Here is a 17,857-nt window from a genome sequence, read left to right as displayed (position 1 = left end):
ATTTTATAATGACTGTTCCTACATTATTACCATATGCTTGATTAAAATGCAACACGGATTTTGGACTCACTACGAAAATTGACTATTATGGTATAATAGACAAACCAATTCGGGGGTGAAATATGCAAATCAAAGCAATATGGACGAGAATTAGCAAAAGAATTGCGGAAGCTTGGAAAGCAGGCCGAATTCAGCGGAATTCTCGTATCACATATGACGTCATCTGGAACTTATTCCTCTTTTTCCTGCTTATAGCTGGCGTCGGAATTTTCTTTGCTGCTGGGGCCGGTGCAGGTTATTTTGCATCACTTGTGAAAAATGAGCCTGTTCGTTCCTATGACTCTATGAAAGAAGATATCTACAATTACGAGGAGACCTCTTCCATCTTCTTTGCTGATAATGTTTTCCTCGGCAATATCAAAACTGACCTTTATCGTGAAGATGTGAAGCTGGATGACATTTCTCCATATGTCATCAATGGAATAATCGCAACGGAGGATGATAATTTCGAAACGCATGATGGTGTTGTGCCGAAATCCATTCTCCGTGCACTGATGCAGGAAGCGACGAATTCAGAAACAAAAACCGGTGGCAGTACGCTGACACAGCAGCTTGTCAAAAATCAGATACTGACCAACGAAGTATCCTTTGAACGGAAAGCGAAGGAAATCATTCTGGCGATGCGCCTGGAAAAAGTGATGAATAAGGATGAGATTCTGGAAGCTTACATGAATATCGTTCCGTTCGGAAGGAATCTTTCCGGGCATAATATTGCCGGCGTACAGACAGCCGCTCAAGGTATCTTCGGTGTGGATGCAAAAGACCTCTCCTTGCCTCAAGCTGCTTTCTTAGCAGGATTGCCACAAAGTCCGACGGCTTATTCACCGTTTACGAACAGCGGAGAGATAAAGGAAGAAACTGCCCTTCAGCCGGGTTTGAACAGGATGAAGCAAGTGCTTAACCGGATGCTGGATGAAGGCTATATCAACAAGAACGAATATGACGAAGCAATTGGTTATGATATAACTAAAGATTTTGCAGAAGCGAAGCCTGCATCCGACGACGACTATGGCTATTTGACTACCGAGGTCGAGCAGCGTGCCGCAGATATTATTGCGATTCAGCTCGCTGAACAGGATGGCCATTCCGAAGAAGACTTGAACAAAGATAATGACCTGAAAAACGATTATCTTGAAAAAGCAGAACGAGATATTCGCCAAAAAGGTTACCAAATCCATACGACAATCAATAAAGATATGTATGTGGCGCAGCAGAAAATAGCGAAAGACTATGCGTATTATCAGCCTGATCACTGGGTGGAACGGACAAATAGTGACGGGAAAACAGAAACTGTTTCCGAGCCTATTGAAGCTGGATCCATCATGATTGAAAATAACACTGGTAAAATACTAAGTTTTGTCGGCGGACGTGATTATGAGAAAAACCAAGTCAATCATGCAACTGATACGAAGCGCTCAAACGGCAGTACGATGAAACCGCTGCTTGTATATGCTCCAGCAATGGAAGAAGGTACTTTGCAGCCGGGGAGTGTAATGGGTGACTTAAGTAAGAAATTCACTGTACCAGGCCAGACAAAAACATGGAATCCTGGAAACTACGGTGGTGTATATCATGGACTCGTGACTGCACGAAAAGCTTTGGAAGAATCTTATAATGTACCTGCCGCTAAAGCCTATAAATCGATAGTCAACCTCGATCCTGCCAGCAAGTACTTAGAGAAAATGGGAATCACAACTTTGACCGAAGGAGATCACTCTCAACTTGCTGCTTCCTTAGGCGGCTTGGACTATGGTACAACAGTCGAGGAAAACGTAAACGCCTATGCAACATTTGGTAACAACGGAGAATTCACAGATGCTTATATGATTGAATCTATCACGACAAAGGACGGCAAGGAAGTATACAAGCATGAGTCCAAGACGAATAAAGTATTCAGCCCGCAGACGAATTATTTAATGCTGGATATGATGCGCGGCGTGCTTGATAGCGGAACAGCAACCTATGCTAAATCACAGCTCTCCAATAAAAATGTCGATTGGGCAGGTAAAACTGGTACATCCCAGGATTATCATGATTCCTGGTTCGTTGCTACCAATCCGAATGTTACTGTCGGTGTATGGATGGGTTATGATAAACAAGATTCCATTCAAACATCAGGAATGGGATACAGCCAGCGAAATCAGCTGCTTTGGACACAGTTAGTGAACAGTGCAACCAAAATCGATTCCGAACTGATGGCTCCAAGCCAATCATTCAAGCAGCCAGATGGATTGACGAAGGCGTCTTATTGCGCAATTGGCGGCGGGAAACCAACTGATCTTTGTAAGCAAGCCGGAATGGTTAAAACCGATCTGTTCGATAAAGATCATGTACCAGCCAAAGCAGATGACAGCTTGATCAAACAAAACGGTAAAATCGTCCTCAACCCTGATTTTGTAAAAGAGAACGAATTACAGGGAGTAAGCATCGAACAGCTCTTCCCTAACAATGAGAAAGTCCAAAAACTCATTGGAACTGCTGCTAGCGGCAGCACTGCAGAAAAATCGGATGATGCAAATGACACTGTGAAGACCAGTTCCGGTGCACCGCTTCCGCCAACAAATGTCTCAAAAGCAGAGAACAAGCTAACGTGGACGCAGTCAAAGACTGATGACGTGAAAGGATATCGCATTCTGCAAAAGCAGGGAAATGATTTCAAGCAGATTGGATTCAGCGATCAATCCTCGTTTAATCTTCCTGACACTGATTCCACTTATCAAATCAAAGCTGTTGGCAAGGACGACAAAGAATCCGAAACAATTACCCTATAAAAAAACTAGCGTATCCGATTGGATACGCTAGTTTTTATTTTGTGGAATTTCGTTCGATGATGCGATGAGGAAGGATAACGTTCTTTTCTGATACTTCCTCTTTATTCATAAGTTTCGTCAATAGACGCATTGCTACAGCACCGATATCGTAAGTAGGCTGTACAACGGTGGAAAGTGTCGGACGGACCATCGTTGCAAGTCTTGTATTGTCATACCCTACCACTTCAATATCCTCTGGTACACGCAAGCCATTATCCTGGAAGCCATGGATGACACCAAGCGCCATTTCATCAGAAGATACGAATACAGCAGAAGGACGATCTGCCAAGTCTGCCAGCTGTTTCGCAGCTTCAAGACCGGAATTGTACGTATTGTTAGCCTTTACGATGTACTCCTGTTTCACTTCGCCATTATTTTCCGTTACAGCGCGAAGATAACCTTTGTATTTTTGGTTATTCGTTTCAGCTTCTGCCGTTCCTGCAACGAATGCCGGATGCTTATGATTGTGATCGACAAGCAATTTAGTTGCTTCATAAGCCGCTTGTTCATAGTCGATAGCGACAGTTGGTATTTCGCCTGTACCTTGCCCAGTTGCTGCAATGACGATTGGTACAGGGGATTTATCGAACTGCTGCAGCAGCTCATCGCTGATCTTACCGCCCATAAAGACGATACCGTCCACTTGTTTCTCCAGCATGCTGTTGAAGAGTGTCAATTCTTTGTCCGGGTTTTGATCGGAATTGCTCAGGATCATATTGTATTTATACATGGTTGCAATATCTTCGATACCACGCGCAAGCTCGGAGAAGAAAATACTGGAGATATCCGGTATAATTGCTCCGACTGTTGTAGTTCGTTTGCTTGCAAGCCCCCTAGCTACTGCATTCGGACGATAACCTAGCTGTTCAATAGTGCTAAGTACCTTTTTCCGAGTTGCAGGTTTTACGTTCGGGTTGCCGTTTACCACACGGGAGACAGTTGCCATCGATACGTTCGCTTCGCGGGCAACGTCGTATATGGTTACATTCATTGTGTCATTTCCTCCTATATACCTTACACGATTCCAATCACCTAAAGATGATAATAACAATTTGTATGTTTATTCACATATTCTTTACCCATTATACCAGAGTTTAGAACATTTCAGTAGAAAGAGATTCAAAAAACCCTTGATACTATAGGATTGCTATGATACCAGCTGTCAATTTCCGGAAGGGACACGACTGGCATAGCTGCTATGGGCAATAAGATCACGATAAAATGCATCAAAGCGCGGTAAATCCATTTGCTGGGCTGCATCAGAAAGGGCAACCGCCGGATCTGGATGAACCTCTGCCATGATACCGTCAGCTCCGATTGCTAGAGCTGCTTTTGCTGCCGGAAGCAGCAAATCACGCCGGCCAGTGGAATGCGTGACGTCAACCATTACCGGAAGATGCGTTTCTTGTTTCAGAATCGGTACAGCAGTAATGTCCAACGTGTTCCTTGTTGCAGTCTCATACGTGCGGATACCTCGTTCACAAAGGATAATGTCATTATTTCCGCGGGAGCTGATATATTCTGCTGCATGTATGAACTCAGAAATGGTAGAACTCATGCCGCGCTTTAAGAGAATCGGTTTCTTTATATCCCCAGCTGCTTTCAGGAGCTCGAAGTTCTGCATATTTCGGGCGCCAATCTGGATGACATCCAAATACTCGGCTGCTTTTTCGATATCCTCGGGTGCTACAATCTCACTGATGACAGCCAAATCATACGTATCCGCAATCTTTTTCAATATCCGAAGTCCTTCTTCACCCAATCCTTGAAAATCATAAGGTGACGTACGCGGCTTGAAAGCCCCGCCACGCAGAAGCTTCAGGCCCTTCTCCTGCAACGATTCGGCAACTTTGGCTGTTTGCTGATAGCTCTCGACAGAACATGGTCCGAAAACGAACTGCGGCTCTCCATCTCCGATTTTTGTGCCTTTGATGGTAATAACGGTGTTATCTGGTTTGCGGCGCCGTGATACAAGCAGTGCCTTATGCATCTCATCCTCCTGCAGTTCAAGGCTTGCTTTGAAAATTTCCTTGAACAAATGCTGAAGTGTAGCATCCTGGAATGGCCCTTTATTGTTATCGGATATGACATTCAGCATATCTCTTTCCCGCACCGGATCAAAGCGCTTCGTGCCTTGTTTTTTCTTCACTTCGCCAATTTCCTGGACAAGTTTGCCTCGTTCGTTTATCAAAGCAAGCAGCTCAAGGTTCACTTCATCCAATTTCTGTCGCAATACCGTTAATTCATCCATATTCATCGCTCTCTCCCACTCTCTATCTAGTATATCCAGCTCAGGTAATTAGCAATCATTATAGCTAAAAGTTTACGCGCTGTCATCCACAAATAGTGTAGAATAATACGTAGGAGTGTCATCAGGCTTCGCGTTCAGTGAAGCTAAGAGTTCAATGCAGAAAGGAATATCGTTTTGAAAGAAAGAATTTTCGCTTTGGATATTGGAACAAGATCCGTTGTCGGCATGCTTCTAGAAGAAGATGCTGGTGTTTATACATTGATAGATTACGAGCTGGTTGAACATGATGAGCGTTCCATGCTTGATGGCCAGATCCATGATGTAGTAGCTGTCGCACAAGTTATCTCGGAAGTGAAACATAAACTTGAGGATAAACATGGGCATCTGCATAAAGTATGTGTCGCAGCTGCAGGTCGTTCGCTGCAGACAAAACGCACCAAGATACAGCATTCGATAGCGGAACGAGGAGTTTTGGATAAAGAGCAAGTGCAGCATCTGGAACTGAGTGCTGTACAGCAGGCACAGTATGAAATCGCCCAATCAAAAGATAAGAGTACCGATTATTATTGTGTCGGTTACTCTGTTCTGCATTATCAGCTCGATGAGCAGGAAATTGGATCGCTCATCGATCAGCAAGGCAATGAAGCAAGTGTAGAGATTATTGCCACCTTCCTGCCGAAGGTCGTTGTGGAATCCTTGATATCAGCTTTGAAACGCAGTGATTTGGAGATGGATGCTCTTACATTGGAGCCAATTGCTGCAATCAGCGTCTTAATCCCACCATCTATGCGTCGTTTGAATGTGGCATTAGTTGATATCGGCGCTGGTACGAGCGACATTGCCATTACGAATGAAGGAACAATTACTGCTTATGGTATGGTTCCAAAAGCAGGTGATGAAATCACAGAAGCAATAAGTGATCATTATTTGCTTGATTTCCATGTAGCCGAAGCTGCAAAACGTGATTGGGCTGAAAAAGGTACTATCACAACAATGGATATACTCGGCTTCGAACAGCAGCTGGAAGCAGAACAAGTCAAACAGGACGTAGGGCATGCGGTGGATCAGCTTGCAGAAGCAATTGCAGGATCGATTATTCAGTTGAATGCAGTTGCACCAAAAGCCGTCATGCTCGTCGGTGGCGGAAGCCAGACACCGGGACTGGCTGCACACTTGGCAGGACAGCTTGAATTACCAGAGAATAGAGTCGCTATTCGAGGAACAGAAGCAATACAGCAGCTTGCGAAAACAGATAATGTACCATCAGGTCCTGCGTTCATTACTCCTATTGGCATTGCCTTAGCTGCAAAACAAAATCCTGTCCATTACGTAAGCATACAGGTTAACGGACGCGTCATACGTCTATTTGACATGAAAAAACTGACAATAGGTGATGCATTGCTGGCAGCCGGGATTCAAGTAGCGCGTCTTTATGGGAAACCGGGGGCTGCCTGTATGATCACTTTCCAAGGAAAGCCGCTAACCCTTCCTGGCACACTAGGACAAGCGCCAGATATAAGGCTCAACCAACAGCCTGCAAATCTCGATTCACCGATCCAGGATGGAGACAAGCTGGATGTAGAAGCTGGAGTAGATGGCTCGCCGCCGCAAGTGACTGTAAGTGATATTACGGGAGATTTAGACCCGATTACAGTCTTTTATAATGGAAAGGCTTATCAGGTGAAACAGCAGCTGATTGTAAATGGAGAGCCCGTCCATCCTGCGCATCAGCTCAAAGACAGGGATGAAGTAAACATACAGCGAACAACAACTGTAGAACGCTTCTTGCATGAACAGCAGCTTCCTTTGCCAGCTTTGCCGGATGACACGGAATATGACGTCTACATAAATGATAAGCTTGTATCCATTGACTCGTTCAGTCAGGTGTTTACTATTAATGAAATTCCAGCCCGATTACGTGATCAGGTGAAAGATGGAGACAGCATCCGCATTCGTGAACGCAGATTGCCTACTGCCTCTGAGCTGCTTTCTCATCTGCAAACGGAAAACCAAGCGACCTTGACAGTTGAATTCAACGGAAAAACACTTAATCTTACACCTCCAGCTGCACAGCTATATATTGGAGATAAGCCGGTGGAACGGGAAGAGCGGATTCCAAGTGGTACCCGACTTCAAATGCGTGTAGCTACAGATCAATTCATCATCCAGGACATTTTTCGCTTTGTTGATATAGATTTGGCAAAGATCAGCGGGAACTTCCAATTATTAAAAAATGGAGACAAAGCCTCCTTCCATGATGCTTTGTCTCCACACGATAAAATCGAGCTGACTACTTAAAAAAAGCTGTACGCAATAGCGTACAGCTTTTTAGTGATTTTTACTATACCGTTTATAGTGAATATCGTGGACAAGACGGATCGCCGGACGGATCAAGAGAAGCAAACTGCCTGCTGCAAAAAGCCAGCAGCCTGCCGTCTTGAGAGATTCATATAAAAAGAAAAAACTGCCTACAAGAAAAATTATACCGATAAGAAAATCATTCAGCATGTACAGAATCTGATATGGACGCTTGAAAAAGATACCATATTCACCCACTCGGAGAATTTCTTCATTTTTACCCGATTTGTGTTCATGTTTCATGTTTAACCCACCTACTGATTGAATCTTTTTTCCTGTTCCCGTAAAACGGTCTCTGTAATGTCATGGTGTGATGTATGCCAGATTACTTGATTATTTGCAAAAAGCAATGCCTGCGGAGATTCGTGTCTCACCTCATAGCGGTCTGCAATCGTATTGGATAGATCCCGTGCCTCTTGGACATATAACGTGTACATCGGTATCTGTGTATCTAGACTGTATCGGTCATATTCCTGCTTCGCCCTTGCACTGATCGGGCAAGTCAGACTATGCTTAAGCAAGTAAAATGATGCATCCCTGTTCAAGACATCTTGAAATTCCTCTTGGCTTTGAATGACTTTTGCTTCCATTTGTCAAAACTCCCTTCGAAAATAAACAGACTCCTAAGCGAGATGCTTAGGAGTCTTATAATTAAAGATCCTTATTACGTTCAATCGTGGATTTTTGCTGTTCCATTTCCAATTCCCTTGCAGCTTCCTCGATTGCACGTGCTACTTCTTCCGCTGCATCTTCTGCTTCCTTATCGTTTGAAGCTGTGTCATCTGCTTGGTCTTTGGATGTTAGATTCTTGACTTTGTCCTGTACAGTCTGAGAGGATTCTTTCACCTTATCAGCTACTACACGGGATTTCTCAGTGACAACATCTTTCCATTGTGCACCTTTTTCACTGTACTGTGTTTTCATTTCGCCGGCGCGCCCTTTCAGGGAGCTAGCTTGTTCCGTAATATCACTGCGCAGTTCTTTACCGGATTTAGGTGCAAGAACTAGAGCTGTCACAGCTCCTACTACGCTGCCGATGATCGAACCAATCAGAAAATCTCTTCCGTTCGTCTTTTTCGTTGACATACTGCATTGCCTCCTATCGCGTCGCTTGGTTTAATGGGATGTTTCTTTTACTGGTAGCGGCTGCTCTGTTGGCTGCACTGCAGGTACAGAAGCGCCCTCATTTGCTTCATTCTGCTTCTTTTTCTTCCATAAGTCAAGTATAACTGAGCCCCATTTTAGTACTTGGCCAGTTTGTTCTGTATGCTGTTCTGCTGATAGAGCCACTTTGTTGGACACATTGCGAATAGAATTGTTGAGGCTGTGTACTGTATCACCGATGCCTTCAATTCCGTCAACAAGAGTGTTAAGCTTCTGCGCTTTCTCTCCGATGTCTTCTGCAAGGTGATTTGTCTTGCTGAGCAGTTCTGCTGTTTCGCTCGTAATACCCTGCATTTGCTTTTCGACACCTTCCAATGTGCTTGCTACATCATTTAGTGTGCGTGAAGCAGCTTTCAATGTTTTTGCGAGGTAGATTACTAAGACTGCGAATGCGATTGCTGCAATCAATGCAGCGATGTACCCTAGAATTTCCATAATGATTAGTCAGCTCCTTCTTGGTATGTAGTATGAGTAGTTGAAGCACATCTCATGCTTTATACTCCTTTGTCTAATTACGTTATTCCCTTGGTGTACGTCGTTAAACATAAAAGTATAAATAAAAAAAAGGGAGTATTACTCCCTTTTTTAAGTGTAATGGATTATTGGACAGCTTGCAACGACTCTTCATAGCGAGCCTGGAATTTCTGTATGTCACCGGCTCCCATGAAAAGAAGGACACTGTCTTCATACTGCTTAAGTACGTTTACATCTTCAAGCTGCAGCACCTCACAGCCTGGTATAAGCTCCTGGAGATCCTGGATAGTCAAATTTCCTTTTGCTTCCCGTGCAGAGCCAAAAATATCACAAAGATAAACGACATCTGCATTTTTCAGACTATCTGCAAACTCTTGCAGGAAAGTCTTTGTCCTTGAGAAGGTATGAGGCTGGAATACCGCAACAATCTGCTTATCTGGGTATTTCTTTTGAGCAGATTCGATTGTTACTTCGATCTCCTTCGGATGATGAGCATAGTCATCCACCAATACTTGGCTGCCGGCTTTCTTCTCAGAGAAGCGTCGTTTCACACCTGTGAAACCATACATTTCCTTGATTTGATCAGGTGTCATACCTTCCTGATGACATACTGCTGTCACTGCCAGTGCATTAAGAACTTGGTGGTTCCCGTATCCTGGAATAGTAAACGTATGGTAGAAGCTGCCTTCTATATATACGTCGAATGTCGTGCCATTCGGCTCTTCATGTACATTCTTGGCCTGGTACGTATTAGAAGCATCAAATCCATAATAATGAACTGGTACATTTGCTTGAAGGTCACGCAAATATGGATCATCACCGCAAGCAATGATACCGTGCTTCACTTGATCAGCTAGTTGCTGAAAAGCCTGGAAAACGTCCTCGATATTCTGGAAATAATCAGGATGATCGAAATCGATATTCAGCATGACTGCATAATCCGGCTTGTAAGCCAGGAAGTGGCGGCGATATTCACATGCCTCAAAAACAAAGTAGTCACTCTTCGGCTGTCCGCTTCCAGTTCCATCTCCGATCAAATAAGAAATAGGGTGGGACTGTTTCAGTGTATACGCCAGAAGACCTGTAGTAGATGTTTTACCATGTGCTCCGGTAACTGCTATACTGCGAAATTTATCAGCATACGCACCTAGGAAATCATGATAGCGGTAGATCGGAAGACCAAGTCGTTTGGCTTCCACGATTTCCTCGTGTTCATCAGAGAACGCATTCCCTGCAATAATCGTCAGATTAGGTTTGATATTATCTTTAGTAAATGGCAAGATTGTAATGTTTTTATCTTTCAGAGCCTGATCCGTGAAGAAAACTTTCTCCACATCGGAGCCTTGGACTTTCTCACCTGCATCATGCAGGATCTGCGCCAATGCACTCATACCAGATCCTTTAATACCAACGAAATGGTAAGTTGTCATAATAGGAACCTCCACATAGTAATATATCGCTTTTGTATGGTGTTAGTATAAGTATGTAAAGCGTTGTGTGTCACATATACATGAAAAAAAGCATACTAGCAACAGTATAGCATTTTGTCGGTATTTTATAAATGCAGAATCTCTTCTATTACGCTTTTTACAGTATATACATAGCACCCTTTATTGGTGTCTCGGATAACAATACAGCCTGGACGGTCCATAGGACAACATCCAGGCTGTCATTCATTCCGCTTGAAGCTGAGCCAGCGAGACGAGTACGTCACGCGGCTTGCTCCCTTTCTGTTCGGAGATGACACCTCTCATCTCCATATGATCAATCAATCTGGCAGCACGATTGTAACCGATCTTGAAACGGCGCTGCAGCAAGCTTGCACTCGCACTATTGTGCTCGATAACAAACTCGACTGCATCCCGATACAACTCGTCTTCGTCCTCCTCAGACTCTCGTCGCTCAAGCAGATCCTCATGCTGGAAAAGATACTCAGGCGGTGCTGTCTGTTTCACATACTGCACAACTCGTTCGATCTCTTCATCAGAAACAAAAGCACCTTGGATACGCTGAGCTTGCCGTGCTCCATTTTCGATGAAGAGCATATCACCTTTACCAAGCAATTTCTCTGCACCATTATTGTCGATGATTGTCCGGGAATCGATTGCAGAAGAAACACTGAAAGCAATTCGTGTCGGGATATTGGCTTTGATCAAGCCTGTAATAACATCCACGGACGGACGCTGTGTCGCCAGCAGCAGGTGGATTCCGGCTGCCCGCGCTTTTTGGGCAATCCGGCAGATGGAATCTTCAACATCCTGGGGAGCTACCATCATCAGATCAGCCAGTTCGTCGATGACGATGACCAAATATGGCATCTTATCAGCATAACGTCCTTGCTTATCGAGTTTCTCATTGTAACGACCGATATCGCGGACTCCTTCGCCGACGAACTTCATGTAGCGTTCTTCCATTTCATTTACCGCCCATTTCAAGGCTGCAGTAGCTGCTTTAGTGTCGGTAATAACTGGTGAGACTAGATGAGGCAGGTCATTGTAAGGAGCAAGCTCCACCATCTTCGGATCAATCAGCAGGAATTTCACCTGCTTATGATTCGCCTTATACAATAGACTTAGCAGAATAGTATTGATACATACACTTTTTCCGGAACCTGTTGCTCCAGCTATTAGACCGTGCGGCATCTTCTGCAGGTTCGTCACAATCGGATTACCGGAAATATTCAAGCCTAAGCCGACTGAAAGCGGCGAGCTGTTTCCCTGAAAATCCTCGGTCTCCAGTATTTCCTGTAAGCCGACTTGCTTCGATACGGCATTCGGCACTTCAATTCCGATGGCATTCTTCCCTGGAATCGGCGCTTCCATCCGGATGTCCTTGGCTGCCATGTTCAGCTTGATATCATCTGTCAGGCTCTTGATTTTACTAACCTTGACTCCAAGATCAGGCTGAACCTCAAAACGTGTGACTGACGGGCCTTGCATTGCATTGACCACGTGAGCATTTACGTTGAAATGTTCCAAAGTAGTCTCTAAAAGCTGACTTTGCTGGTCGACCCAAGCATCATTTTCGATCGTCTGTTCGACAGGATCATTCAAAAGATGCATCGGAGGTTTGGCAAAGCTCGGTTCTGTCTGCTGCGGGATATCCTGTACAACAGGCTCCGTTTTCTCCGGCTTGCGAGTGGGCACCTGCTGATGATTTCGTTTATCTCTTGGTGTCATGAACACGTTGAAAGGTACTGATTTTCTCACTGTACTGCCAGTTTCGCGAATTTGGGAATTTGTTGTTTCCGTGCTCTCCTCCGCTTGCAGCACTTCTTTTTCATCTGTTTGTTTTAACGATTGTACTGTTTCAACATCAAAAGTATCAGGCTGCGCAATAGACTCGCTGATCATTTCAGAACCATGGCTAGACGTATTATTTTCTGCTGCAATAGATGCTACTTCGTCCGGAACAGCTTCTTCTGCTGTCGGATCATTCGCAGTGTGCATAGCTGTAATATCCTCTGCTAAGTCCGGCACACGAGTCTCTTCTATCCTATTAATCGATTGATCCGGATCAATCTTTTCTGTTAAGTCATCTTCTGCTTCATTCGATGCAGTTTCCTCTATAACGGCCGATCGGTCCAAACCAGTCTCTTCTATGCTAGCTGACTCATCAAGCTGAGTAGGTTCAGCTTCCAGTACTTCCGTTGTTTCAGGAACAGATATCTCCTCAATCATCTCTTCCTCTGCAACGCTCGTATCTGCATCTTCTATAAATGATTCTTTAGTTAATTCTGCTGCCGCAATGTCTGTTTTTTCTTTACGTTCTATTACAGGCTTTTCAAGCGTGATTTCTTCCACTGGAGCCTGTTCAACATGAATATCGAACTTTTTTTCTTCCTGTACTTCAGGATTGACCGTATTAGCAGATGCTGCGATTCTTTTCCAATCTGCTCGGTCTTGAATAGAAGCCAATGTTACAATATCAGCGACCTCTTCCTTCCGTTTGCGGAAACCGTATACAGGGGATGGAACCTCTGTCGGCTGGAAGGGTTTCTTTTCTTCCTTTGGTACCGGATTCTTTATTTCTGGCTGGCGCTGCCAGTTTACACTGGAAGGCCGTTCTTGCATTTTCGGTTTTTCAGGCTGACGAGGCTGCCGCTTTTCTGGTATCTTTGTATCTGGTTGGGCTCGATGACGTACTGGACGCACATTTGAGGCTGGCGGTTTTGCACTTCCAGACTCGTCCGGTATCATTGGAAACCGGAAAGCGCGTTCCTTAGGGTATGTATAAGCCATTTTTGCTTGTGGCTGCTGATTTGTCTGATACTGTTTCTGTACTTTCTGTTCAGAAGCGTTCCGTGATTTCAGCTCTGGTTCTTCTTCCACTACTACTTCGGTCATAAAAAAGTTGCTTAGAGCTTGCTTAAGACGCTCCCACATAGTAAATCTTCCTTTTTCAGTATAATATCTTCATTTTAGCAGGTTTTCACAAACCGTGAATAGCTTTACCCTAAAAACATTCCATCAAAACTTAAAAAATATGGCGGTTACTCGCCATTTCCATTCCATTTACCTAAAAAAACACCGGATACTTTGTATCCGGTGTTCATTTCCCTATTAAAACTCAAATACCTGGCCAACTTTATAGGAATCATCCAGCACATAAATTCCTTTTTCTTCCGGTGCATTCGGCAGACCTAGCTCTTTTTGAGAGCAGATCATACCAAAACTATCTTCACCGCGTAAATTTCCGGCTTTGATTTCCAAACCGCTTGGCATGATTGCGCCCACTTTCGCGACGACCACTTTTTGGCCTGCATCTACATTTGGTGCACCACAAACGATTTGTACTGTTTCATCACCAAGGTCGACTTGGCAGACACTTAATTTATCAGCGTTGCTATGCTTTTCTTTTTCCTTAACAAAGCCGACAACGAATTTAGGTGTGAGATCCACCTCAAATGAATCTTCCAAGTTGTTCTGACTGAAAATATCACGAATCTTGCCCGCGAAATCCTCATCCACCTGCACCTTGCCAGCTGTTGTGATTTTCAAGTATTCGGAAGCGCGGAAGATATTATAACCGACTAGCTCATCCTTATCTGTAATACGGACAACATCTCCGAATCTCTCTTCTTTAATGGAATGACGGTCTCCTTGCTTAATGGCGAGCAGCAATACGTCACCGATTCCTTGCTTGTTATAGAATGCTTGCATCTTACTTTTCCTCTCCCTTGGCAGACTCCGGTCTATTGCGAGCCATAATGAAAACTGGCTCAAATTTCTTTTCTTCATAAATGAATGGTAAAGATGTAATTGGTACACGGCCTTCTGCGAAATATTTCATGGTTACCTGTGCTAATATATCATAACCAGTCTTATTTTCAATATCCGCCAAAATCAGCACATCCTGGTGAGGAACAGCAACAAGGACATCTCCCTTTGCATTGGCACGGAATCCTTCCAGCAGAGACTCGTTCAGTATGCGGCTGGCATCGTAGCCATCCTGCGTCGCAATAAAGTAAAAGGAATTCCCCGCAACCCTGTCTTCTTTCAATTCTGTGGAAAGACTTCTAGCGTTAAATGCTGCAATTTCCCGAAGACGTTCGATGGTCCAGCCTTGCTCTTCCATCATTTGTTCGTCAATGAGGCGGTATGACTTACCAAGGTCAAGTGCATAATAGATTCTCGTTTCAGCCGTATGCTCCGAATATACCATCTTCAGTCCGGCTTTCGTTTCTGAAGGGAATGAAGTGGCTCGTATCACTGGAAAGACATGCTGTTCATTCCCTTCCAAATGCTGCTCTTCATGCATGACACGCAAAGCTTCTTTGACATGCTGTTCGAGTTCATCCAGCGCTTTTTCGCCTCGTGTCTCATATTTTGCAATAATATTCGGAAGCGCCAGCGTCACGCCTTCGTTCGTATCCTGCCATTCTACTCGGAATTTACTTTTATCCCGATCATACGAAGTGCGCCAGGAAGGATCCTGCAAACGCTCCTCCAGTTTTTTCTTCATTTTCAAAGCCGTCATTTTCATAAGCTATGCTCCTTGCAATTATTGCGGTAAGGATTCGATGAAAGACTCGATTTCCTCTTTTGACTTACGATCCTTCGATACGAATCGTCCGATTTCTTCGTCTTTGTTGAAGGCGATGAAACTCGGAATACCGAATACGTCATATTGCTGACAAACATCGATGAATTGGTCACGGTCTACATGAATGAATTCGAATTCGCTGTATTTTGATTCGATTTCCGGCAGTTCCGGCTCGATGATTCGGCAGTCTGGACACCAGTCAGCAGAAAACATCAAGATTGTTTTACCGTTTTGAAGTACTTCTTTTAGTTGTGCTTCTGATTCTAGATTTTTCAATTTTAAATGCCCCCATTAATCTTTTCTCCATTTTATCAAAGCACTGAACCAAAAGCGAATATACTGCGCAGCAGCTGTCATTTATCAAGCTGCTTTCCATTTATACATAGGAATGTTAGGGTCTGGCAGCAAATATGGGTCGAATCAATCAGTTAAATTATCAAACTTTTATTAATTTATTGTAAAAATGGGATGTTATACCTATAATGAAAAGGAGCACACAAAAGCATGAGGGGGAAATATATGCACACCATTCGACAGAGAATCCGCTTGATCATGTTCTCTTCACTGGCAAGTATTCTGGTACTTGGAGCATTCAGTTTTTATTATTTCTACCAACAGAATCAAATGTCAGAGGAAACGCAGCGATACCAAGAAGCCTATGTGTCCAGTCAGTATATCAAGGATGATATGCTCGATACACTGGAGAAGCAACAGACATACTTTGCCCAGCCTTCTGTATCCAACGCCGAAGCTGTACTAGGCGCTATAGCCGGCATTGAAAAACAAGCTTCTACATATGAAGAAAAATACCAGGATGAAAAAGATTTGCAAGCGTACTTCACGCAAATCAAGGAAGGTGCAGCATCTTATGAAAAGGAACTCGAAAAAGTCACGAGTATGAATGAAACAATCGGCTACACTTCCGATGAGGGACTGCGAAAGATCATAAGTGAGGCCTCGGAGAATTTCCGCAGCCTTGCCGAAAATGCAGGAAATGATGTTTCTGCTGCTTTGGAGAACGTCACACGAACCGAGCAAGGTATCATCCAGCCTTCAAATGGCGCTGCTCCAGATAAAGATGCATTCGATGGAGCAGTAGATGCATTCAAGACAGCGATTTCCGAATCCGATTTGGATAGTGACGCGGTTAGTGAGATAAACTCCAGTCTTTTGAAATACACATCAGCCATGTCCACCCTTTCGAACACACGCACCCAGGCAACTGAGCTGGCAGCGAATTTCGAAACAGCAGCTTTGGAAGTCACAACGACTGTGGACAGTGTGGGCGAAACAGCCATTGAACAAACTGACAATTTGAAACAGTCAAACGAAAGGACCTCTACCATTCTTGGCATCGTCCTACTTGCTGTCATCATTCTTAGTTTCCTGCTCGTACTTTGTATCGGCTGGCCGTTAATCCGCGCAATCGCAAAATCAATACGTCAGCTAAAAGAAGCTACCGAAATTATCGGAAATGGTAATCTGGCTTACCGTGTACCAATTACCACAAAGGACGAGATGGCAGATTTGGGTGAAACATTTAATCAGATGGCAGGAAAAATGGAGCAATCCATGATTAAAGTGAAAGAAGCATCCGAAGTATTGGATGACTCCTCTTCGTATCTGGCTGCAGCTTCCCAGCAGACAGCAGCTCAATATGAAGAAGTGAACCAAGCTATTGGTCAGGTGGCTGGCGGCGCGCAGGCGCAGGCTGCTCAACTCGAGGAAAGTAATATGATGCTGGACAAGGTACGCCAGGCTATTACAATGATGAAGGATGAAACAGCACTAGTCAGTCAGGCGATGAAACAAGCAGAGCGGGAAGGAAGCAATGGTATCAATCAGATGCAAAAACTGCATGAAACCTCTGATAGCTTCTTGACGCTCGCTCAAAAACTGACAGAAGAAATCCAAAGCGCTGTACAGCAGGCAAACCAAATTCGCTCCATCGTCCAAACAATTGAAGAGATTTCAGAAAGCACAAACCTGCTCGCGCTGAATGCTGCTATCGAATCTGCTCGTGCAGGTGAGCATGGACGGGGATTTGCTGTAGTAGCAGATGAAGTGAAGAAGCTGGCAGAACGCTCCAAACAAGAAGCACAGCAGATCCACAGGCTTGTTGGCACAATGAATCAGCAGATGACCAATTTGGCAGAAGAAGCTAAAGCCTTTGATGCTTATCAGCAAGTACAAGCATCAAGTGTTGAAGAAACAACGAATGCATTTGATCGAATTCATAAACAGCTTCAGCAAGGTAATTCGAAAATGAAGGACATTTCTGCTTCTGTTTCAGAAGTCGCTGCAAGTAATGATACTGTTGCGAGCATGCTTGGCCATATCAACCAGATTGCCGATGAAGCAGCCGCAACAGCTCAGGAAGTAGCTTCCTCAAGTGATACGCAGGCCGCATCGATTGATATCCTGACAAACGCAGCCGCCCAGCTGCAGCAGCTGGCAAAGGAATTGGCTGTCGAGGTAGCTCAATTCGAATTCGCCTATGCTTCGGATAATCCAGCTGAATCCAGCGGAGTAGAAGATTCAAATACATCCGAATCCACTGTAACAGATGCCACCGAAACAGAAGGCATTGCTGACGAGCTTTTCGAAGCAGATCAGCAGGATTCCCCTGTCATCGGTGATGATAAAGATGATTCGACCGAATATAAAAAGACATCATAAAAAAAGAAGGAAGCGG

The 17,857-nt window shown here is 44.2% G+C and carries 14 protein-coding genes and 1 other annotated feature (1 of these 15 only partly in view); of the genes, 3 read left to right on the top strand and 11 right to left on the bottom strand.

Annotation, left to right across the window (positions count from 1 at the left end; all coding sequences use genetic code 11):
* Positions 1-3, bottom strand: a binding site (T-box leader); it reaches 203 nt to the left of the window's first position.
* A gap of 119 nt (positions 4-122) precedes the next feature.
* Complete coding sequence (locus CHH91_RS16715) at positions 123-2,831, top strand: transglycosylase domain-containing protein (RefSeq protein ID WP_095224579.1); 2,709 nt, start codon at positions 123-125, stop codon at positions 2,829-2,831.
* Positions 2,832-2,865: 34 nt separating this feature from the next.
* Here CHH91_RS16715 and ccpA read toward each other — a convergent pair whose 3' ends face one another.
* Together ccpA and CHH91_RS16705 are read right to left on the bottom strand one after the other, a co-directional pair.
* Positions 2,866-3,861: a catabolite control protein A gene (gene ccpA, locus CHH91_RS16710; protein WP_095224578.1), complete on the bottom strand. Its 996-nt coding sequence runs from the start codon at positions 3,859-3,861 to the stop codon at positions 2,866-2,868.
* A gap of 171 nt (positions 3,862-4,032) precedes the next feature.
* Positions 4,033-5,127, bottom strand: a complete 1,095-nt coding sequence (locus tag CHH91_RS16705; protein ID WP_095224577.1) for a bifunctional 3-deoxy-7-phosphoheptulonate synthase/chorismate mutase — start codon at positions 5,125-5,127, stop codon at positions 4,033-4,035.
* Positions 5,128-5,295: 168 nt separating this feature from the next.
* On the opposite strand from CHH91_RS16705, the gene CHH91_RS16700 reads away from it, so the two are divergent.
* Positions 5,296-7,419: a cell division protein FtsA gene (locus CHH91_RS16700; RefSeq protein ID WP_095224576.1), complete on the top strand. Its 2,124-nt coding sequence runs from the start codon at positions 5,296-5,298 to the stop codon at positions 7,417-7,419.
* A 30-nt stretch (positions 7,420-7,449) separates the two neighbouring features.
* Here CHH91_RS16700 and CHH91_RS16695 read toward each other — a convergent pair whose 3' ends face one another.
* The 9 genes from CHH91_RS16695 to CHH91_RS16655 form a co-directional block, all read right to left on the bottom strand.
* On the bottom strand, positions 7,450-7,722 hold the full coding sequence (locus CHH91_RS16695; protein WP_095224575.1) for a YrhK family protein: 273 nt from the start codon (positions 7,720-7,722) through the stop codon (positions 7,450-7,452).
* Between the two features lie 11 nt (positions 7,723-7,733).
* Positions 7,734-8,069, bottom strand: a complete 336-nt coding sequence (gene ytxJ / locus CHH91_RS16690) for a bacillithiol system redox-active protein YtxJ (protein ID WP_095224574.1) — start codon at positions 8,067-8,069, stop codon at positions 7,734-7,736.
* A gap of 61 nt (positions 8,070-8,130) precedes the next feature.
* Positions 8,131-8,565 (bottom strand): YtxH domain-containing protein, encoded by a 435-nt coding sequence (locus CHH91_RS16685; RefSeq protein ID WP_095224573.1) that lies wholly within the window; start codon positions 8,563-8,565, stop codon positions 8,131-8,133.
* 30 nt (positions 8,566-8,595) lie between these two features.
* Positions 8,596-9,078 (bottom strand): DUF948 domain-containing protein, encoded by a 483-nt coding sequence (locus CHH91_RS16680; RefSeq protein WP_095224572.1) that lies wholly within the window; start codon positions 9,076-9,078, stop codon positions 8,596-8,598.
* Between the two features lie 164 nt (positions 9,079-9,242).
* On the bottom strand, positions 9,243-10,547 hold the full coding sequence (gene murC / locus CHH91_RS16675; RefSeq protein ID WP_095224571.1) for a UDP-N-acetylmuramate--L-alanine ligase: 1,305 nt from the start codon (positions 10,545-10,547) through the stop codon (positions 9,243-9,245).
* A gap of 243 nt (positions 10,548-10,790) precedes the next feature.
* A complete protein-coding gene (locus CHH91_RS16670; RefSeq protein ID WP_286160823.1) occupies positions 10,791-13,502 on the bottom strand; it encodes a DNA translocase FtsK in 2,712 nt (903 codons plus the stop codon).
* A gap of 177 nt (positions 13,503-13,679) precedes the next feature.
* The gene (gene ytpR / locus CHH91_RS16665; protein WP_095224570.1) at positions 13,680-14,279 is read right to left on the bottom strand and encodes a YtpR family tRNA-binding protein; all 600 of its coding nucleotides are present in this window, start codon (positions 14,277-14,279) and stop codon (positions 13,680-13,682) included.
* 1 nt (position 14,280) lies between these two features.
* Positions 14,281-15,102 (bottom strand): DUF1444 domain-containing protein, encoded by an 822-nt coding sequence (locus tag CHH91_RS16660; RefSeq protein ID WP_095224569.1) that lies wholly within the window; start codon positions 15,100-15,102, stop codon positions 14,281-14,283.
* A gap of 18 nt (positions 15,103-15,120) precedes the next feature.
* Positions 15,121-15,438, bottom strand: coding sequence for a thioredoxin family protein (locus tag CHH91_RS16655; protein ID WP_095224568.1), 318 nt, complete (start codon positions 15,436-15,438; stop codon positions 15,121-15,123).
* Between the two features lie 243 nt (positions 15,439-15,681).
* Here CHH91_RS16655 and CHH91_RS16650 point away from each other — a divergent pair, with 243 nt between their 5' ends.
* Positions 15,682-17,841, top strand: coding sequence for a methyl-accepting chemotaxis protein (locus CHH91_RS16650; RefSeq protein ID WP_176465831.1), 2,160 nt, complete (start codon positions 15,682-15,684; stop codon positions 17,839-17,841).
* Positions 17,842-17,857 lie beyond the last annotated feature (16 nt).

This window comes from Virgibacillus sp. 7505 (assembly GCF_002272135.1).
Classification (GTDB): Bacteria; Bacillota; Bacilli; order Bacillales; family Amphibacillaceae; genus Terribacillus.
The sequence above is the reverse complement of the archived record's forward strand: the minus strand, read 5'-3'. Positions and strand labels throughout refer to the sequence as shown.